The 19,610-nt window shown below is 59.8% G+C and carries 14 protein-coding genes; all 14 read right to left on the bottom strand.

From position 1 onward, the window contains the following. Positions 1-2: 2 nt before the first annotated feature. On the bottom strand, positions 3-299 hold the full coding sequence (locus tag VY732_RS25170; protein ID WP_331692358.1) for a DUF2845 domain-containing protein: 297 nt from the start codon (positions 297-299) through the stop codon (positions 3-5). Next, a complete protein-coding gene (locus VY732_RS25165; RefSeq protein ID WP_331692357.1) occupies positions 299-3,247 on the bottom strand; it encodes a DUF748 domain-containing protein in 2,949 nt (982 codons plus the stop codon). Before VY732_RS25165 ends, VY732_RS25170 begins: the two co-directional genes overlap by 1 nt. A 220-nt stretch (positions 3,248-3,467) precedes the next feature. Further along, entirely contained in the window at positions 3,468-4,484 is a 1,017-nt protein-coding gene (locus VY732_RS25160; RefSeq protein WP_331692356.1) for a class I SAM-dependent rRNA methyltransferase, read from the bottom strand. A gap of 138 nt (positions 4,485-4,622) precedes the next feature. Beyond that, positions 4,623-5,495 (bottom strand): oxygenase MpaB family protein, encoded by an 873-nt coding sequence (locus VY732_RS25155; protein ID WP_331692355.1) that lies wholly within the window; start codon positions 5,493-5,495, stop codon positions 4,623-4,625. 51 nt (positions 5,496-5,546) lie between these two features. Next, entirely contained in the window at positions 5,547-7,484 is a 1,938-nt protein-coding gene (acs, locus tag VY732_RS25150) for an acetate--CoA ligase (protein ID WP_331692354.1), read from the bottom strand. A 343-nt stretch (positions 7,485-7,827) separates the two neighbouring features. Further along, the gene (gene pgi / locus VY732_RS25145; RefSeq protein WP_077574571.1) at positions 7,828-9,492 is read right to left on the bottom strand and encodes a glucose-6-phosphate isomerase; all 1,665 of its coding nucleotides are present in this window, start codon (positions 9,490-9,492) and stop codon (positions 7,828-7,830) included. A gap of 229 nt (positions 9,493-9,721) precedes the next feature. Beyond that, positions 9,722-10,102, bottom strand: a complete 381-nt coding sequence (gene panD / locus VY732_RS25140) for an aspartate 1-decarboxylase (RefSeq protein WP_003205654.1) — start codon at positions 10,100-10,102, stop codon at positions 9,722-9,724. 210 nt (positions 10,103-10,312) lie between these two features. After that, positions 10,313-11,173 (bottom strand): pantoate--beta-alanine ligase, encoded by an 861-nt coding sequence (gene panC, locus VY732_RS25135; RefSeq protein ID WP_077574569.1) that lies wholly within the window; start codon positions 11,171-11,173, stop codon positions 10,313-10,315. Next, the gene (panB, locus tag VY732_RS25130) at positions 11,170-11,970 is read right to left on the bottom strand and encodes a 3-methyl-2-oxobutanoate hydroxymethyltransferase (RefSeq protein ID WP_134177334.1); all 801 of its coding nucleotides are present in this window, start codon (positions 11,968-11,970) and stop codon (positions 11,170-11,172) included. The genes panC and panB overlap by 4 nt, the downstream gene beginning before the upstream one ends. Positions 11,971-12,371: 401 nt before the next feature. Then, positions 12,372-12,857 carry a 2-amino-4-hydroxy-6-hydroxymethyldihydropteridine diphosphokinase gene (folK, locus tag VY732_RS25125; RefSeq protein WP_137216717.1) on the bottom strand — a complete coding sequence of 162 codons (486 nt, stop codon included), beginning with the start codon at positions 12,855-12,857 and terminating at the stop codon, positions 12,372-12,374. Between the two features lie 5 nt (positions 12,858-12,862). Next, on the bottom strand, positions 12,863-14,263 hold the full coding sequence (locus VY732_RS25120; protein WP_123593232.1) for a polynucleotide adenylyltransferase PcnB: 1,401 nt from the start codon (positions 14,261-14,263) through the stop codon (positions 12,863-12,865). 734 nt (positions 14,264-14,997) lie between these two features. After that, complete coding sequence (locus VY732_RS25115; RefSeq protein WP_116029779.1) at positions 14,998-16,434, bottom strand: sigma-54-dependent transcriptional regulator; 1,437 nt, start codon at positions 16,432-16,434, stop codon at positions 14,998-15,000. A 22-nt stretch (positions 16,435-16,456) separates the two neighbouring features. Further along, a complete protein-coding gene (locus tag VY732_RS25110) occupies positions 16,457-19,411 on the bottom strand; it encodes a sensor histidine kinase (RefSeq protein WP_161986513.1) in 2,955 nt (984 codons plus the stop codon). Continuing rightward, positions 19,395-19,571, bottom strand: a complete 177-nt coding sequence (locus VY732_RS25105) for a hypothetical protein (RefSeq protein WP_003176118.1) — start codon at positions 19,569-19,571, stop codon at positions 19,395-19,397. Before VY732_RS25105 ends, VY732_RS25110 begins: the two co-directional genes overlap by 17 nt. Between the last annotated feature and the right edge of the window lie 39 nt (positions 19,572-19,610).

Raw genomic sequence — 19,610 nt, 5'->3', positions numbered from 1 at the left:
GTTTAGTTACCGCGCTTGCTGTTGATCTGCCGCAGGCGATTGCCTTCGAAGCGCAAGTATTGATACATGCCGTTGCTCGGGCCGTAGGTCCATTCCTCGACCTGAAACTCCTCGCGGCGATTGGCGCTGCGCTTGTAACCGAGCACATCACGACTGACCGGTTCACCGCACTTTTGCAGGACTTCGCTGGAGCGGTCGCCAAGGCTGATCAGTTGGCTGCCGCAGCGCAGCGTATCGGACGCCGAGGCGTGACTGGCCGCGAGCGTCATTGCGATCAAGGCCAGCCACTGCAGTTTCATCACTCGGCATCCAGATGCATTTGCGTGACCACGCGGCCGTCGCTCTCGGCCTCGCCAAGATTGGCGTCGATGAAGTACACGCGGTCGTCTGCCAGTTGACCTTTATCGACCAGATAATCCTTGATGCTGCTGGCACGGTCCTGACCCAACTGACGCAGCAGTACATCGCTGCCACTCCAGAACTGAATCACGCCTTCGCGCATCTTCGCCGTACGTTCTTCCTTGCCCAGATCCCTCCATTCGGCCGGTGGCTGGGTTTTCAGACGAGTACGGTAGATGCCTTCTAGCAGTGGGCCTTTCTCGCCCTCCGGCACTTGCAGCAGCGACGCCTGAGCCGGGACTTTATCGCCACGACGCTGGAGCATCTTGTAGTAGTTGTATTGGTATTCGCGCTCCAGACGCTGCTCGGCGAGCAACGGGCCGTCACTGCTCTTCGCTGCTGTGCCTTCGATTTCCAGACGCAGTGCCGGACGTTCCTTCAGTGCCTGGGACAGTTTGACCAGCGCCGCTTCGGCATCCTTGCTCAAGTCGCTGGAACCCGGCGCAAACGACACGGTGCCGAGGTCTTCCGAGCCGCCGCCATTGATCAGCCCGCCGATCATCTTGAACGGTGCGGCAGCGGCTTTGACGATCAGGTTGCGCAGGGTCTGCCAGACAATCGGCATCACGCTGAACTGTGGATTGTTCAAGTCGCCGGTGACCGGCAGTTCGATGGAGATCTTGCCGTCGACGTCCTTGAGCAAGGCGATCGCCAGTTTCAGCGGCAGGCTCACGGCGTCCGGGCTGTCGACTTTTTCGCCGAGCTGCAATTGCTCGACCACCACCTTGTTCTCGGCTTTGAGCTGACCCTTGGTGATCAGGTAATGCAGGTCAAGGTTGAGCCGGCCCTTGCGGATACGGTAGCCGGCAAATTTGCCGGAGTAGGGCGTCAGTGTTGTCAGCTCGACGCGTTTGAAGCTGGTGGCGATGTCGAGGCTGGCCATCGGGTCGAACGGATTGACCGCGCCCTTGATGGTTACTGGTGCATAACGGTCGACCTTGCCTTTGATGTCGACGCTGGCCGGTTTGGCCTGACGGCTGTCGATGGTACCGATCTGGCCGTTGAGCTGTTGCACTGCGGTGGCGAAGTTCGGTGTCAGGCTGAAGTCGGCGAAGTTGGCCGAGCCGTCATTGATGGCGATGCCACCGATGTGAATACCCAGCGGTTTTTCGTTGCTGGCCGGTTTCGCTGCGGTGCTTTTCGCGCCACTGTCGGCGGGTTGTGGAATCAGCAGATCATCGATGTTGGTGGTGCGATCATCGTTGATCATGAATCGCGCATACGGCTGGAACAGGTTGATCTTGTCGATCGACAGGCTGTCGCCGTGTTGATAATTCAGGCCTTCGACCACCACTTGCTGCCACTTGAGGAAGTCGCGGGTTTTCAGGGTGTCGAGGGTGTGCAGTTGATCGATCTGCGCGCGCCCGGTGACGCTGAGCGCAAGCGGTTCGGTGCTCTTCAGATTGACCTTCAGATCGCTGCCAAGCATGCCGCTGCGCAGTTCCAGGCGAATGAACGGATTGATGTAGGACTGCGCGACACGCAGGTCGATGTCCTGGGTCTTCACGTTGAGCTGGGCGTTGACCGGGGCAAGATTGACCGTGCCGTCGGCCATGATCTTGCCTTGTTTGCCCACACCGCTGTCGAGCTTGAGTTTGAAGGGCGAACCGTTGAGGCTGTCGAAATCCTGCAGATCGACGTTCAGCGGGGTGATATCCAGGGCGACGGCGGGTGTGGCCGAGCGGTCGGCCAGATGCACGGTGTAGTTACGCAATTGCACGTCTTTGAGCAGCACTTGCCATGGTTTGCTCGGCGCGGGCGGTGTTTTCGGCGAGTCGGCAGCGGCCGGCGTGTTCACCGGTTCTGCGGCGGCTTTGGCGGCGGGTTTCGACGGTTGACTGGCGAACAGTTTCTGCCAGTCCAGTTGGCCGTCGGCTTCGAGCGCTGCCCAGGTTTCCAGTTTGTTGCTGCGGATCTTGCCGACCACCACTTGCTGTTTGGCCAGATCGACCGAGGTTTCGCTGACGTCGAGACGTTCGAGCTTCGCCAACGGGCGTCCATCGGGGGCCTTGATCGCGAACGGCGCGATGCTCACCGCCACGTTGTTCAACTGCAGTTCGGTTTCTTTCGACAGATTGAGTTTGTATTCGCTGCTGAGGCTGATCACGCCGTCTTCGAGTACCAAAGGCACCGAGTCACGCACGTAGGGCCAGAAGGCTTTCATCTTGCCGTCGGTGATTTTGAGGGTGCCTTCGGAGGTGAACGGGATCAGGCTGAAATTACCGCTCCAGTCGATCCGGCCGCCAGCGGGGCCGATGGCGACCAGGGTCATGTCGGCGCTGTCTTCGGGCAGGGTGCTGAGGTTTTTCAGTTCGAAGCTGAGGTCGTCGTAGAGGAATTCGATCGGCTCGCTCGGGCGCACGTCTTCAAAGTGCACCACGCCGCCGGCCAGTTTGATGTTGTCGATGCGCAGCGGGAAGGGCTTGGCATCCGGATCGGCCGGTGTCGGCTCACTGGCCGGCACATTGAACAGGCCGAGCAGGTTGAGTTTGCCGTCTTTGGCGAAAAGGATTTCAGTCTTCGGCTTGTCCAGCTCGATGTTGGCCAGATGCAGGGCTTTGGTCCACAGGCTGTCGATTTGCAGGTCGGCGTACAGGCGATCGAAACCGATCTGTTCCTTGCCCGGCTCGCCGATGACCAGTCCCCACAGGGTGACTTCAAGGCTGAACGGATTGAGCTCGATACGCTGGATATGCGCAGGCACTGTCGCGTAATTGGCCAGTTGTTGATTGGCCACACGCAGGGCGATGCCCGGCAAAATCAGAAACCCCAGCAGGCTGTAGAGGGCCAGAGCAGTCAACAAGGCGCCAATTGCGCGAATCAATCCTTTGGGCATGTGCGGCTTCATCTGTCTGAATCGGAGTGCCTTGGAGTATGGCACGCGATTCTGGTTCCGAAGTACCTCGCATGGAGCAGGATTGTTCAGATTCTTCTGTAGGAACGCTTTCCATGTGGGAGCGAGCCTGCTCGCGAAGGCGTTCTATCAGTCACTCTATCTGTTGGCTGATACACCGCTTTCGCGAGCAGGCTCGCTCCCACATTGGACAGTTGTCAGCCGTGCGAGCGATTCAGAGCTGCAGGATCAGGGTTTTCAGCGGCGGTTGCTGGTCCATGGACGGGAAGTCGGCACCCGGGGTCATCACGCTCCACTCGCGCACTGGCCGGCCAGCCTTTTCGGCGCAGCGCAGGACCTGCTCGCGCCAGTCGTCCATGCTGACTTTCGCCAGGTTGTTGCAGCAGATCAGCACGCCGTTGTCGGCGGTGGTCAGCAGGGCCGGTTTGAGCAGGCTCTGATAGTCGCGCAGCAGGTCGACGGTGCCGAATGCGCTCTTGGCCCACGCGGGCGGGTCGAGCAGGACCAGATCGTATTGGCGCTGATCGAGGCGTTGGTAGCTCGGCAGTTTCTGCCCGCGACGCTGGCTGATCGGCAGACCGGCGAGTTGCCGGATTGCCGGAAAGTAATCGGACTGGATGAACTGCATCTCCGGCAATTGCGGGTTGAGCAGACCGTTTTCACGGCCGACCGCCAGATTCCCCTCGGCGAAATCCAGGTTGCACACTTCACTCGCGCCGCCAGCGGCGGCACTGAGGCCGACGCCGCAGGTGTAGGCAAACAGGTTGAGCACGGATTTGCCTTTGGCGTGATCCTTGACCCAGCCACGCGTATTGCGCAGGTCGAGGAACAGCAGCGGATCTTGTCCGGCATGGCGACCGCGCACCCGGTAGTTCAGACCCCATTCGTGGCCAACCAGATCGGCCAGCGCCGCCTCGTCAGCCTTATAGACGCTGTCTTCACGGTCAATACGCGAGTTGCCACGGGAGCGGTCGTTGTAGACCAGCAAGGTTTCCAGCCCCAGGCTCTGATTAACCATGGCGTGCAGTTGCAGCAGGTCTTCCCGCTCCAGCGTCTGGTGGAAGCTTTGCACCAGCAGTTGCGGGCCGTAGCGGTCGATGGTCAGGCCGCCGGCGCCTTCCTGGCTGCCGTGGAACAGCCGATAGCAATCGGTGCCCTGGCGGTGCAGCTCGGCCAGCAGATCCTGGCGTTGATCGAGGGCGGCGCGCAGCGCCTGATTCAAGGAAGACATGCGGGCGCCTTGCTGGAGAGAATGGGGGCGCGGGAGTTTAGCAGCTTGGCGGGCAATCGAGTTGCACCCTTCGCGAGCAGGCTCGCTCCCACATGGGAGTGCATTCCAAATGTGGGAGCGAGCCTGCTCGCGAAGCTTTTAGGTCAGCAAACCCATCCGCCGTTTGGCCCGCTGTACCGAACCATTGCGCATCGCCCAGCGCAGCATCGGTGCACTGCGCCTCACGCTGGCGCGAATCAATTGCCGTTGCAGCGAGCTCTGCCGGACATCAAGCATATCGCTGGCCCAATCCGGCAGTAGATCAATGCCAGCCTTCATCATCAGATCACCAAACGGTCGCGCCAGAACACTCGGCGCCGGTGCGTCGAGCAACAAACGCAACACCTCACGGCTGCGCTCATCGCACAGCAACTGCGGGCGCATGCGTTGCAGATAATCGGCTACGGCTTGCCGCGATTTCGGCACATCCCGCGCACCGAGGCGTTCGGCAATCACGGCGATTTCCGCGTAATAACGATCCTGATCCGCCCCCGACAACTGCGGATTGCGATAACGCAAATGTGCCGCGAGAAAGTTACTGACTTCGGCCACGTGCACCCAGGTCAGCAAATCCGGATCGCTCGCTGCATAAGGCCGGCCATCCGGCGCAGTGCCGACCACTTGCAGATGAATGGTGCGCACTTTCTCGATCAGCCAGTCGGCATCCCGCCGCGAACCGAAGGTGGTGCCGGAAACAAACTGACTGGTGCGCCGCAAACGCCCGAGCATGTCCTGACGGAAATTCGAATGATCCCAAACCCCGGCCAGTGCCAGCGGATGCAAGGCTTGCAGCAGCAACGCGCTGATGCCGCCGATCAACATGCTGCTGAAATCGCCGTGCACCTGCCAACTGACCGAATCCGGGCCGAACAGACCAGGATCGCCCTTGGGGTTTTCCAGATCGAGTTGGCCGAGGGACAGCCCGGTCAGGCTCATGAGTTGGTTTTCAATACGACTGCGGATGAATTCCATGACCACTCAGTGCGAAAGGGCGGGCGCGGCCGGTTGACCGCGCCCGGGATTTTACTGATTGAGGCGCTTGTCGATCAGGCCTTGCACCACGCTCGGGTCGGCCAGGGTCGAGGTGTCGCCGAGGCTGTCGAGTTCGTTGCAGGCGATCTTGCGCAGAATGCGCCGCATGATCTTGCCTGAACGGGTTTTCGGCAAGGCCGGCGCCCACTGGATCAGGTCCGGTTTGGCGAAGCTGCCGATTTCCTTGCTGACGTGCGCCAGCAGTTCTTTCTTCAGCTCGTCATTCGGTTCGGTGCCGTTCATCGGCGTGACGAAGGCGTAGATGCCCTGACCTTTGACGTCGTGGGGGTAACCGACCACGGCGGCTTCGGCGATGCTGTCGTGCAGCACCAGCGCGCTTTCCACTTCAGCCGTGCCGATGCGGTGGCCGGAGACGTTGATCACGTCATCGATGCGCCCGGTGATCCAGTAGTCGCCATCCTCGTCGCGGCGTGCGCCGTCGCCGGTAAAATAGTAGCCGGGATAGGGTTTGAAATAGGTGTCGACCATCCGTTGCGGGTCGCCGTATACGCTGCGGATCTGTGCCGGCCAACTCGACTTGATCGCCAGCACGCCGCTGCCGGCGCCTTTGATTTCCTTGCCGTGTTCATCGAGCAGCACCGGCTGCACGCCGAACATCGGTTGCGTGGCGCAGCCCGGTTTGATCCGTTGTGCGCTGACCAGCGGGCTGAGCATGATGCCGCCGGTTTCGGTCTGCCACCAGGTGTCGACGATGGGGCAGCGCTGTTCTCCTACGACGTTGAAATACCATTCCCACGCTTCCGGGTTGATCGGCTCACCCACGCTGCCGAGTAATCTGAGGCTGGCGCGCGAGGCTTCCTTCAGCGGTTCGGCACCTTCGCGCATTAACGCGCGCAGGGCGGTCGGTGCGGTATAGAAAATGTTGACCTTGTGTTTATCGATGACCTGCCAGAATCGTGAGCTGTTCGGGTAGCTCGGCACACCTTCGAACATCAACGTGGTCGCGCCGTTGGCCAGCGGGCCGTAGACGATGTAGCTGTGGCCGGTGACCCAACCGACATCGGCGGTGCACCAGAACACCTCGCCGTCGCGGTAATCGAGCACGTATTTGAAAGTCATCGCCGCTTGCAACAGGTAGCCGCCGGTGGTGTGCAGCACGCCTTTGGGTTTGCCGGTGCTGCCCGAGGTGTAGAGGATGAACAGCGGATCTTCGGCGTCCATCGGTTCCGGTGGGCAATCGTCGCTGACATCGCGCACCGCCTGGTGATACCAGAGGTCGCGGCCTTCGACCCAATCGACCTTGCCTTGGCTGCGCTCGACCACCACGACGGTGCTGACGTCCGGGCAACTTTGCAGGGCTTTGTCGACGTTTTGCTTGAGCGGCACGAACTTGCCGCCGCGTACACCTTCGTCGGCAGTGATCACCGTGCGGCAATCGGCATCGAGAATACGGTCACGCAGAGAGTCAGGAGAAAAGCCGCCAAACACCACCGAATGGATCGCGCCGATTCGTGCACAGGCGAGCATGGCGTAAGCGGCTTCGGGGATCATCGGCATGTAGATGCACACCCGGTCACCTTTCTTCACGCCACGGCTTTTCAGCACGTTGGCCAGGCGGCAGACGTGATGATGGAGTTTTTTATAAGTGATTTGCGCCGATTCGGCCGGGTCGTCGCCTTCCCAGAGCAGGGCGGTCTGCTCGCCGCGCTTTGCCAGGTGGCGGTCGATGCAGTTGTAACTGACGTTCAGTCTGCCCCCGGCAAACCAGGCGGCTTCCCCGGTTTTCAGGTCATAGCGCTGAACGGTCTGCCACGGTGTGCTCCAGTCGAGGAACTGCGAGGCCTGCTCGGCCCAGAAGGTGCTGGGGTGTTCAATGGATTCGCGGTACAGGCGCCGATAGTCTTCCTGACTCAATTGCGCAGCCCGGCGGACGGCATCGGCTTTGGGGAACGTGCTGATATCGAACATGACGGTTCCTTATTCTTGTGGTGCGACAGGAATAAAGATGCGCCGATGGGGGCAAGGGATCAAGGCCGGCAGACGGCTCTCCACCGCGAAGAGCCCCTCACCCTAACCCTCTCCCAAAGGGAGAGGGGACTGACCGAGGTGTTTGGGCTTGATACATCGACCTGAAATTTCGGAGTCGAACTCAAGTATCGAAAACGTGAAAATCGGCTCCCTTTCCCCCTCGCCCCTGGGGGGAGAGGGCTGGGGTGAGGGGGAAGCGATTTGGCTGTCACCGCGAAATCCACGCCAAACGCCAGACGAAAAAAAGCCCCTGAACTTCAGGGGCTCTCTATCAAGCAACTGATCAACCGCGGTGACGACCGCGGAAGTAGTTGATCAGGCCCTGAGTAGAGGGGTCATCGGCAGTGCTTTCATCGCTGCCGACCAGGCGGTTGTAAACGCCTTTGCCCAGTTCCTTGCCCAACTCAACGCCCCACTGGTCGAAGGCGTTGATGCCCCAGACCACGCTTTGTACGAACACTTTATGTTCATACATTGCCACCAGCGCGCCGAGACGACGCGGGCTGATGCGTTCAACCACAATGGTGTTGCTCGGACGGTTGCCCGGGATCACCTTGTGTGGCGCGAGTTTGTGCACTTCTTCTTCGCTCATGCCTTTGTCGCGCAACTCTTGCTCGGCTTCCGGCAGGGTCTTGCCGAGCATCAGCGCCTGGCTCTGCGACAGGCAGTTGGCGTACAGCCACTGATGGTGGTCGGAAACCGGGTTGAAGCTGACGATCGGCACGATGAAATCGGCCGGGATCAACTGCGAACCTTGATGCAGCAACTGGTGGTAAGCGTGCTGACCGTTGCAGCCGACGCCGCCCCAGATCACCGGACCGGTATCGGTCGACACCGGCGTGCCGTCCTGGCGCACGCTCTTGCCGTTGGATTCCATGTCCAGTTGTTGCAAGTGCTTGGTGATGTTGCGCAGGTAGTGGTCGTACGGCAGGATCGCGTGGCTTTGCGCGCCCCAGAAGTTGCCGTACCACACGCCGAGCAGGGCCAGCAGCACCGGCATGTTCTGTTCGAACGGCGCGGTCTGGAAATGCTGGTCCATGGTGTAAGCCCCGGACAGCAATTCCTTGAAGTTGGACATGCCGATGGCCAGAGCGATCGGCAAACCGATCGCCGACCACAGCGAATAACGACCGCCGACCCAGTCCCACATCGGGAAGATGTTTTCTTCGCGGATACCGAAGGCCACGGCAGCGGCGTTGTTGCTCGATACGGCGATGAAGTGACGATACAGCTCGGCTTCCGAACCGCCCTGCGCCAGGTACCAGGCGCGCGCAGCTTGAGCGTTCTTCAGGGTTTCGAGGGTGTTGAAGGATTTCGACGAAACGATGAACAGTGTGGTCTCGGCGCGCAGTTTCTGCGTCAGCTCGTGGAATTCGCTGCCGTCGATGTTCGCCAGATAATGGCAACGCACGCCTTTCTGCGCGTAGGACAGCAGTGCTTCGGACACCAGTTCAGGGCCGAGGAACGAGCCACCGATGCCGATGTTGACCACATCGGTGATCGGCTTTTCGGTGTAACCACGCCACAGGCCATCGTGGATACGGCCAACCAGATCGGTGATCTGGTTCAGGACCTTGTGCACTTCCGGCATCACGTTGACGCCGTTGACCGACAGCTTGTCGCCTACCGGGCGGCGCAGGGCGGTGTGCAGCGCCGGGCGGCCTTCGGAAGTGTTGACGATTTCGCCTTCGAACAGCGCTTTGATGGCGCCTTTGAGATCGACTTCATTGGCCAGACCCACCAGCAGATTGCGGGTCTGGGCGTTGATCAAATTTTTCGAATAATCGAGAAACAGTCCGCAGCTACTGAGGGTGAATTGATTGAAGCGCTGCGGATCGGCGTTGAAGGCTTCGCGCATGCTGAAATCCTGCATGGCTTGGCGGTGATCTTTCAACGCTTGCCAGGCGGGCAGAGCGGTAACGTCTTGAGGAGTGAGGTAATACGCCATCGCTGCGGTTTTCCTTTTTACTTGAACGGCCTTTTGAACACTGAACAGACCCGGCACGCCATGTTTGGGCATGGGATCAACTGCGTCGACACGATTTCCGGACACAGGGCGAATACAGTAAACCTCGCGCTGCGTTCTGTCTTGACTTTGTCTGACCAGATCCCTGTACTTTTTTAACATCCAGACCGGGAACTGGCCGACAAACGGAGGGGGCGGGGCGAAATCGGGATCAGGCGAGCTGAACCGGGATGGCGTTGCTGGTGTGGCTGAGCTCATTGCCCGGCGCCATGTAGAGCATGCGCGGCTTGAAATTGACCAGCTCGGCTTCGCTGTAATGGGCATAGGCACAAATGATCACGCGGTCGCCGACCTTGGCCTTGTGCGCAGCGGCGCCATTGACCGAGATCATCCGCGAACCCTCTTCGCCACGAATCGCGTAGGTGGTGAAGCGCTCACCATTGTCGACGTTATAAATCTGGATCTGCTCGTATTCACGGATGCCGGACAAGTCCAGCCACTCGCCATCGATGGCGCACGAACCTTCGTAATCGAGCACTGCATGAGTGACTTCGGCGCGGTGCAGTTTGGCCTTGAGCATGATCGCGTGCATGAGGGTTTTCCCGGGTTGGAATCGAACGGCGGGCAGTGTGCCCGAAGGCTTTGAGGGCGGCAATACGGCTTGAAATGCAATTTTCATAACACCGAAAACCACTGTAGGAGTGAGCCTGCTCGCGATAGCGGTGTGTCATTCAACACTAATGCTGACTGACACACCGCTATCGCGAGCAGGCTCACTCCTACAGGGGGGATTGCGGTGTCTTTAAACCGGGGTATCGAGATTCAGGTGCAGATTGTCGATCAACCGCGTAGTGCCGAGGAACGCCGCCACCAGAATCACCAGATCACGGTCTTCAGCCGTCGCCGGACGCAGGGTCAGGGCATGGCGGATTTCCAGGTAGTCCGGGCGCAGACCTGCGGCTTCAAGCTGCTGCAACTGGGCAGCGATCAGCGCCGGGAAGTCGCGTTCACCTTGCTTGATCGACTCGGCAATGTTGCTCAGCGAGCGATAAACCACCGGCGCCACCGCACGCTGTTCTTCGCTGAGGAAACCGTTGCGCGAGGACAGCGCCAGGCCGTCAGCGGCGCGTACGGTCGGCTCGCCAATGATCTGGATCGGCATGTTCAGGTCATGCACCAGCGCGCGAATCACCGCCAGTTGCTGGTAATCCTTCTGGCCGAAAATCGCCAGATCCGGCTGGACCATGTTGAACAGCTTGCTGACCACGGTCGCCACGCCTTCGAAATGCCCCGGACGGCTGGCGCCGCACAGGCCTTCGGACAATTGCGGCACGCTGACCCGAGTCTGTCCGGCCATGCCGTCGGGGTACATTTCTTCGACGGTTGGCGCGAACAGTAGAGAGCAGCCCGCTTCGAGCAGCTTCTCCTGATCCGCCGCCAACGTGCGCGGGTATTTATCGAGGTCTTCGCCAGCGCCGAACTGCAGCGGGTTGACGAAAATGCTCGCGACCACGAAATCCACCCGTTGGGTGGCTTTGGTGATCAGTGCAACGTGACCGCTGTGCAGGTTGCCCATGGTCGGTACGAAGCCGATGCGTTTGCCTTCGCTGCGGGCGCGGGCTACGGCGGCGCGCAGTTCGCGTACGGTTTTAACGGTGTTCATGCAGAGAATCCGTGTTCGATACCAGGGAACGTGGTGGCTTTGACTTCGTTGACGTAAGCCTTCAGCGCGGACTGGATGCTGTCCTGACCGTGCATGAAGTTCTTGACGAATTTCGGCACGCGGCCAGTGATCGACAGGCCGAGCATGTCGTGCAGTACCAGAACCTGGCCGTCGGTGGCGTTACCGGCGCCGATGCCGATGACCGGGATTTTTACCGCTTGGCTGATTTCTGCAGCCAGTTCGCTCGGCACGCATTCCAGCAGCAGCATCGCCGCACCGGCCTGTTCCAGCGAGATCGCGTCGGCACGCATCTGCCGCGCCTGGTTCTCGTTGCGGCCCTGCACTTTATAGCCGCCAAGAATGTTCACCGCTTGCGGGGTCAGACCCATGTGCGCGCAAACCGGTACACCGCGCTCGGCGAGCAGACGGATCGACTCGGCCAGCCACAATTGACCTTCGACTTTGATCATGTGCGCGCCTGCCTGCATCAACATGGCGCTGTTAGTCATGGTTTGTTCGAGGGTGGCGTTGGCCATGAACGGCAGGTCGGCGAGGATCAGGGCGTCGCTGTTGCCGCGTTTGACGCAGGCGGTGTGGTAGGCCATTTCTGCGGTGGTCACCGGCAAAGTGCTGTCGTGACCTTGCAGGACCATGCCGAGGGAGTCGCCCACCAGCAGCACTTCGACACCGGCCTCGTTGCAGGCGTGGGCGAAGGTCGCGTCATAGCAGGTCAGCATGGTGATCTTTTCACCTTTCTGCTTGAGGCTCTGGAGCGTGGTCAGGGTGATGGCTGGCATGTAAAAAATCCTCGTTCAGGCGCTCTGGAAACTACTGCGAGTAACGCGCGTGATTCTTCATCTACTCAGGCGCACGCTCTTTTGTCGTGCTTATAAGGCCTGGATTGCGCCCGTATGTGCCGGGTTGGCGGCAGCGGGACGCCTATAGTCGTGATGAGCCAACAGGAAGTCAATTGCGTGTGTTACCGCATTGTTACGAGGGGAGTGTTACCGGCGTTACTGATGCGATTCAGCGCTGCGGCGGGGCTGATTCGCGAGGTTTTTGTCTGACAATAAATCTGGATATGGCGCAGACACTGTAGGAGTGAGCCTGCTCGCGATAGCGGTGGATCAGCCCATAAATCTTTGGCTTACAGACCGCTATCGCGAGCAGGCTCACTCCTACAAAGGGCGGATTTGTGTCAGGTGTGGGCGAGGCGTTCCAGGCCGACGAACGGGCAGGCGGCGAGCAGATAGGACAGGCTGCGGCCATCGGCCAGACGCAGATCCTGCGGGGCCAGTTCGGCAAGGGGGTAGAGCACGAACGCGCGTTCCTGAATCTGGTAATGCGGGACTTTCAGGCGCGGCTCGTCGATCAAACGATCACCGAACAGCAGAATATCCAGATCCAGCGTACGCGGGCCCCATCGCTCTAAACGCTCGCGGCCCTGATCATTCTCGATGGCTTGCAGCGCATCGAGCAGCTCAATCGGCGCAAGATCGCTGTCGAGCGCCGCAACCGCGTTGGTATATCGCGGTTGGCCCGGCAGCAATGAATCGCTTTGATAGAAGGCGGAAACGCCCACCAGTGTGGTCTGCGGCAATTGCCCCAGCGCCTCGACGGCGCTGCGCAATTGTTCGGCGGGGTCAGCGAGGTTGCTGCCCATGCCGATGTAGATGCGTTCCATGCCTTTTACTCGCCTGTCGCGCTCGGGGCGCTGGCGCGTTTGCGCTTGGAACCGCTGCTGCGACGACGTTTGCGCGGAGCACCGCTGGCGTCATCGCCCTTGCCGCTGAGGTCGCGGATCATGTCGCGACGTTCACTGTCGTTGGCGTCCTGATAATCCGTCCACCATTCACCGAGGCCATCGGTCTCTTCGCCAGCGCTTTCACGCAGCAACAGGAAGTCGTAACCGGCACGGAAACGCGGGTTGTCCAGCAACAGGTCGGCACGTTTGCCGCTGCGCCGTGGCAGACGTTCCTGCATGTCCCAGATCTCGCGGATCGGCATGGTGAAGCGTTTCGGAATCGCAATGCGCTGGCACTGTTCGGCGATCAGCTCGTGGGCGCCTTCCTGCATCGCCGGAATTGGCGGCATGCCGCGTTCTTGCAAGCGCAACACGCGGGCCGGCAGAGCAGGCCACAGCAGCGCGGCAAACAGGAACGCCGGGGTCACCGGTTTGTTCTGCTTGATGCGCAGATCGGTGTTGGTCAGCGCTTCGCTGATCAGCGTGTGGGTGTATTCCGGGTTGTGTTCCAGCGCATCGGCACTGGCCGGGAACAGCGGGGCGAAGAGTTGCAGGTCGACCAGCATTTCAAAGGTGATCGCGCCGTGTCCTGAGAGGAACAGTTTGAGCACTTCTTCGAATAGACGCGCCGAAGGGATCTCGCGCAGCATCGGCGCCAGTTCACGAATCGGCTGCACGGTGTGCTTTTCAATGCCGAAGTTGAGCTTGGCGGCGAAACGCACCGCGCGCAGCATGCGCACCGGGTCTTCCTGATAGCGCTGCTTCGGATCGCCGATCAGGCGGATCAGGTGATTGCGGATGTCGTGTACGCCGTTGGCGTAATCGAGGATGCGCTCGCTGACCGGATCGTAATACAGGGCGTTGATGGTGAAGTCGCGGCGTTGCGCGTCTTCTTCCAGGGTGCCGTAAACGTTGTCGCGCAGAATCCGCCCGCTCTCGTTACGCGAGGACTGGTTGCTGTCTTCGTCGTCTTCGTTGATCGGGTGGTTGGCGCGGAAAGTCGCGACTTCGATGATTTCGCGACCGAAATGAATGTGCACCAGTTTGAAGCGACGGCCGATGATCCGCGCATTGCGGAATTCGGCACGGACTTGCTCGGGCGTGGCGCTGGTGGCGACGTCGAAGTCCTTGGGCGTGATGCCCAGCAGCATGTCACGCACGCAACCGCCGACCAGATAAGCCTGGTAACCGGCACCTTGCAGGCGTTCGACGATATTCACCGCATAGCGGCTGAATTGCGTTTTCTGCAGCGAATGTTGACCGCTGTTGAGCACTTCAGGGGTGCTGCGGATGTGTTGCGTACGACGCACGGGAGTTCGGAATGACTGGAACAACTTCTTCAGCATGGGATGCACTGTTTGAAGGAATGTTCGGCCATACCAAAGAATGACCGCATGATGGGCGCAGATTCTAGCATTTAGTCGAGGGATGGTGTAGGACACGGCCGATTTGAGCTGCAAGCCGCAGGCTACAGGCATCGCGCGCGATAAAAATGGGGGATTTTGCAGCGGAGGAGAAACTACAAGGGGAGCCGAAGCTCCCCAAGAAGTAGTTGCGTGCTCTTTTTATTATTGATTCGGGCTTCTTGTTTTTGTTGAGTGCCCTCGCCACGAAGTGTTTCCTTCGTGACCCTCCCAATCGGGAGCCAAGAGCAAACGGATTGCTTTGGTCGCTGAATTGCAGTGATCTCTCGATCCAACCAGTACAGGCTCTGTCTTAGGACAGTTTTTGTTGTTCTCGGCCTGGTCGTGGGGCAAGCCCCAAATACAACGCCTCTCCAAAAGAATCAGTTAGCTGCGCCTCTCGCCGTCTTGTTTTTATTGTGCGTGAGTCGATTCGTCTTATTTTTATTGTCTTGTGCATTGCTTGTTATTGTTCTTGTACTAAACATATAGCAGGGGGCGTGCCAACTTTTGTGAAGCCCAATAAAACAAGGGGTTAGGTCGATATAACCGTTTTGTCGGGGCGAAAAAAAGCCGGGGTTTCGTTACCGATAACCCCGGCTTCTGTTACGTGAATCGACTGCGGTAACAGTTTTTTCACATCCTCAAGCGTTACCCGCACACTCGACAGGTAACGTTCAGCTCTCGCTGGCGACCCCGGTCTTGCGCCGTGGGATGCCCAGACGCTGACGGCGTTCCCACAGACATTTGCGGCTGACGCCCAGTTTGCGCGCCAGTTCGGTCTCGGTCATGTGGTCCTGATGCTCGAGGACGAAGTGCTGGAAGTAGTCCTCCAGCGACAGGTCTTCGGTCGGCTCATGGCTGCTGTTGCTGGCGTTACCGCCCGTTTGCGGTGGCAGACCGATGAACTCGTCGTCCTCCAGATCGCTCAACTCGATGTCGATGCCCAGCAGGTCGGCGGAGATTTCCGGACTTTCGCTCAGAATCACCGCGCGCTCGACCGCGTTCTCCAGCTCTCGCACGTTACCCGGCCAGGAATAATGCCGGATCGCCTGTTCGGCATCGGCGGCAAATTTCAGGTCGGTACGGTTGATGCGTGCACTCTGGCGAGCGAGGAAAGCCGTGGCGATTTCGTTGACGTCGGCGCCGCGCTCGCGCAGGGCCGGCAGTTTCAGGGCGATCACGTGCAGACGGTAATAAAGGTCTTCACGGAACTGGCCGATTTTCGCCAGGCTCTTCAGGTCCCGGTGAGTGGCCGCGATCAGGCGTACATCGACCTTCTGCGACTGCACCGAGCCAACACGGCGAATTTCACCTTCCTGCAACACACGCAGCAGGCGCGCCTGAGCTTCCAGCGGCAGTTCGCCGATTTCGTCGAGGAACAAGGTGCCGCCGTCTGCCGCTTCAACCAGACCGGCACGCCCGGCGCTGGCGCCAGTGAATGCGCCTTTTTCGTGGCCGAACAGTTCGGACTCGATCAGGCTTTCCGGGATGGCCGCGCAGTTCACCGAAATCATCGGCGCCTTGGCGCGTTTTGACAGGTTATGCAGGGCGCGGGCCACCAGTTCTTTACCGGTGCCGGACTCCCCCTGGATCAACACATTGGAATCGGTTGGCGCGACTTTGCGGATCTTGCTGTACAGATCCTGCATCGGTGGGCAGGAGCCGATGATGCCGATTTCACCGTTACTGTTGTCGACGGCGGATTTGCCGCTGCCATTGGTCGGTTTGCTGGCAACCGCTTCACCGGCAGCGGGTGCCGATTGCCGATCACGCAGGATCCGCGCGACAGCCTGAAGCATTTCGTCGTGGTCGAAAGGCTTGGCGATGTAGTCCACCGCGCCCATCTTCATCGAGTCAACCGCCGAGCGCAGGCTGGCGTAACTGGTCATGATCAGCACCGGTGTGCCCTGGCCGAGCTTGATCAGCTCGGTACCCGGCGCGCCCGGCAGACGCAGATCGCTGACGATCAGATCGAACGTAGGAATGGTGAAGCGTTCTTGTGCTTCCTGCACTGAACCGGCTTCGCTGACCTGGTACTGGTTGCGTTCCAGCAGGCGGCGCAAGGCGGAGCGGATAATTGTTTCGTCTTCGACGATCAAAATGTGCGGCATTGATTCGATACTCTCGACGGTCTCAGTTCACAGCGGACGTCGCTTCGACATGACGCGGTAAGGTCACCCGGATACGGGTGCCGCGTTGGCTTTGTACATCAGCCGGGCTGTCGATGGTGATTTGTCCATAATGCTCTTCAACGATGGAATAGACCAGTGCAAGGCCCAGACCGGTGCCTTCGCCAGGATCCTTGGTGGTGAAGAAAGGTTCGAACAATCTATCCATGATGTTCTTCGGAATACCGCTGCCTTCGTCTTCGACGATCAGATCGACCGTGTGTTCGCCGGCTTCGCTCTTGACCCGTACCGCACTGTGCGGCGGCGAGGCGTCGCGGGCGTTGGAGAGCAGATTGATTAGCACCTGAGCGAGCCGCTGCGGGTCGCCTTCGACCCAGTGATCGGGATCGCACAGGTTGTAGAACTGCACTTCGAAATTGCGTCGGTTCAGCGCCAACAGGCCAATCGCATCCTGCGCCACTTCCGCCAGACAAACGGGCTCGTCACTGTGCTGATGGCTGCCGGCGTGGGCGAAACTCATCAGCGACTGCACGATGCGTGACACACGTTTGGTCTGTTCGAGAATCTGCCCGCTGATTTCCGTCAGTTCGCCGTCGTCTTCACGCTCTTCGCGCAGGTTTTGCGCCAGACAGGCGATGCCGGTGATCGGGTTGCCGATTTCGTGGGCCACACCGGCCGCCAGGCGACCAATGCTGGCCAGGCGCTCGGAGTGCACCAGTTTGTCTTCGAGCATCTGCGTTTCAGTCAAATCTTCAACCAGTAACACCAGACCACTGTTGCCCGGTGCCAGCGGTTCATCGATGGCCGCTTTGTGCAGATTCAGCCAGCGAGTCTGGCCGTCGAGGGCCAGGTGCTGTTTGTGCAAATGCTCGTCCGGCAGATCGATGAAGCCTTGCAACAGACCTTTCCACGGCTCGCCGATGGTGCTCAAACGCGAGCCAACCACGCGTTGCGCGGCAATCCCGGTGAGTTCTTCCATGGCCTTGTTCCACATCAGGATCTCTTGATCCTTGGCCAGCGAGCAGACGCCCATCGGCAGTTCCTGCAAGGTCTGACGGTGGTAACGACGCAGGGCATCGAGTTCGGCGGCCAGACCTGTGAGGCGCGAGTGGTAATCCTCGAGGCGGCTTTCGATGAAGTGGATGTCTTCGGTCACATAGTTTTCGCCGCCGGCCTTGTACGGCAGGAAGGTTTCCACCATGTCCTGCGCCACGCTCGGGCCCATCAGGCCGGAGAGGTTGGCTTCGATGCGATCGCGCAAACGGCGCAAGGCGTACGGGCGGCGTTCGTCGAACGGCAGATAAAGATCACGCAGCGCTTGCTCGACTTCCTTCTGTGCAGCCTTGGCACCCAACGGTTTCGCCAGTTGTGTAGCGAATTCCTGGGGGGAGGCGGCGTGCAGTTCGCGCCGTTGCGGGCGACGAACGTTATCCACAGCGCAGGCTTCGGCAGCGCTGGCTTCTTCGGGACTGGCGTTGGTGAACAGCGAGATCAGGGTGAACATCAATACGTTGGCCGCCAGCGACGCGATCGCGGCCATGTGCCAACTGGTGTCGTCGAGCACGTAAATCATGTTCAGCAACGGAATGTAGAAACCCTGCAGGTTACCGACCAGCGGCAACAGCATGGTCACCACCCAGACCAGGATCCCTGCCAGCAAACCGGCGATAAAACCCCGACGGTTAGCGGTCGGCCAATACAGTACCGACAATACGCCGGGCAGGAATTGCAGGGTCGCGACAAACGCGACGATGCCGAGGTTGGCTAGATCCTGTTCGGCGCCGAGCATCAGGTAGAAACCGAAGCCGGCCATGATGATCGCGACGATCAATGCGCGGCGGGTCCACTTCAGCCAACGGTAGATATTGCCTTCGGCCGGTGGCTGATAAAGCGGCAGCACCAGGTGGTTCAACGCCATGCCCGACAGCGCCAGCGTGGTGACAATGATCAGCCCGCTGGCCGCGGATAAACCGCCGACATAGGCGAGCAACGCCAGCGGTTTGCTGTTGGCGGCAATGCCGATGCCGAGGGTGAAATATTCCGGATTGGTCGTCGCGCCGAGCTTCAGGCCGGCCCAAAGGATCAGCGGCACCGCCAGACTCATCAGCAACAGGAACAGCGGCAAACCCCAGCTCGCACTGACCAGTGAGCGCGGGTTGAGGTTTTCGGTAAACGTCATGTGATACATGTGCGGCATCACGATCGCCGAGGCGAAGAACACCAGCAACAACGTGCGCCACGGGCCTTCCTGCAATGGCGTGTGCAGGGCGGCGAGGGCGGTCTGGTTTTGCAGCAGCCACAGTTCAAGTTGTTGCGGGCCGTCGAACACGCCGTACAGCGCATACAAACCGACGCCGCCGAGGGCAACCAGTTTGATCACCGATTCAAAGGCAATCGCGAACACCAGGCCTTCGTGCTTCTCGCGGGTGGCGATATGCCGGGAGCCGAAGAAAATCGTAAACAGGATGATCAGCGCACAGAACGCCAACGCCACGCGGCTCTGAATGGGCTCGCCGGTGAGGATGCCGATGGAGTCGGCCACCGCTTGAATCTGCAGCGCCAGTAACGGCAGTACACCTATCAGCATGAAAATCGTGGTCAGCGCACCGGCCCAGGTGCTGCGAAAGCGAAATGCAAACAGATCGGCCAGCGAAGACAGTTGATAAGTACGGGTGATCTTCAGAATCGGATAAAGCAACACCGGTGCCAGCAGAAACGCGCCGGACACGCCAAGGTAACTGGACAGAAAGCCGTAACCGTACTGATAGGCAAGCCCCACCGTGCCGTAGAACGCCCACGCACTGGCGTAAACCCCCAGCGACAACGTGTAGGTCAACGGGTGGCGAATGATCGCGCGCGGGATCATGCCCCGTTCGCTGATCCAGGCAACGCCGAACAGCACCGCCAGGTACGCGGCGCTGACCAGGATCATCTGGGTCAGGCTAAAGCTCATCGGCATCTTTTTGGCTCTGCAGGATGAAGGTTACGACAATCAGGATCAGCCAGAGCAGATAGGGGCGATACCAGGCGCCCGTAGCGTCGATCCACCAATCCATGATGGCGGGGGAAAACAGATAGATCCCCACGACTAAAAGCAGGACCAAGCGATAGATGTACATCCCGGCCTCTCTTTTTTATGCGCGTGCCCGAAAACGTGC

It is taken from the genome of Pseudomonas sp. ZY71 (genome assembly GCF_036542145.1).
GTDB lineage: Bacteria > Pseudomonadota > Gammaproteobacteria > Pseudomonadales > Pseudomonadaceae > Aquipseudomonas > Aquipseudomonas koreensis_A.
This window is presented reverse-complemented; position numbering and strand designations above follow the sequence as displayed.

Bases quoted from the DNA above. Each gene is read 5' to 3' on its own strand.
- VY732_RS25120 (WP_123593232.1), bottom strand. From the start codon at position 14,263: ATGCTGAAGAAGTTGTTCCAGTCATTCCGAACTCCCGTGCGTCGTACG.
- folK (WP_137216717.1), bottom strand. From the start codon at position 12,857: ATGGAACGCATCTACATCGGCATGGGCAGCAACCTCGCTGACCCCGCC.
- VY732_RS25115 (WP_116029779.1), bottom strand. From the start codon at position 16,434: ATGCCGCACATTTTGATCGTCGAAGACGAAACAATTATCCGCTCCGCC.
- acs (WP_331692354.1), bottom strand. From the start codon at position 7,484: ATGTTCGATATCAGCACGTTCCCCAAAGCCGATGCCGTCCGCCGGGCT.
- VY732_RS25155 (WP_331692355.1), bottom strand. From the start codon at position 5,495: ATGGAATTCATCCGCAGTCGTATTGAAAACCAACTCATGAGCCTGACC.
- VY732_RS25110 (WP_161986513.1), bottom strand. From the start codon at position 19,411: ATGCCGATGAGCTTTAGCCTGACCCAGATGATCCTGGTCAGCGCCGCG.
- pgi (WP_077574571.1), bottom strand. From the start codon at position 9,492: ATGGCGTATTACCTCACTCCTCAAGACGTTACCGCTCTGCCCGCCTGG.
- VY732_RS25160 (WP_331692356.1), bottom strand. From the start codon at position 4,484: ATGTCTTCCTTGAATCAGGCGCTGCGCGCCGCCCTCGATCAACGCCAG.
- panB (WP_134177334.1), bottom strand. From the start codon at position 11,970: ATGCCAGCCATCACCCTGACCACGCTCCAGAGCCTCAAGCAGAAAGGT.
- VY732_RS25105 (WP_003176118.1), bottom strand. From the start codon at position 19,571: ATGTACATCTATCGCTTGGTCCTGCTTTTAGTCGTGGGGATCTATCTG.
- VY732_RS25165 (WP_331692357.1), bottom strand. From the start codon at position 3,247: ATGAAGCCGCACATGCCCAAAGGATTGATTCGCGCAATTGGCGCCTTG.
- VY732_RS25170 (WP_331692358.1), bottom strand. From the start codon at position 299: ATGAAACTGCAGTGGCTGGCCTTGATCGCAATGACGCTCGCGGCCAGT.
- panC (WP_077574569.1), bottom strand. From the start codon at position 11,173: ATGAACACCGTTAAAACCGTACGCGAACTGCGCGCCGCCGTAGCCCGC.
- panD (WP_003205654.1), bottom strand. From the start codon at position 10,102: ATGCACGCGATCATGCTCAAGGCCAAACTGCACCGCGCCGAAGTCACT.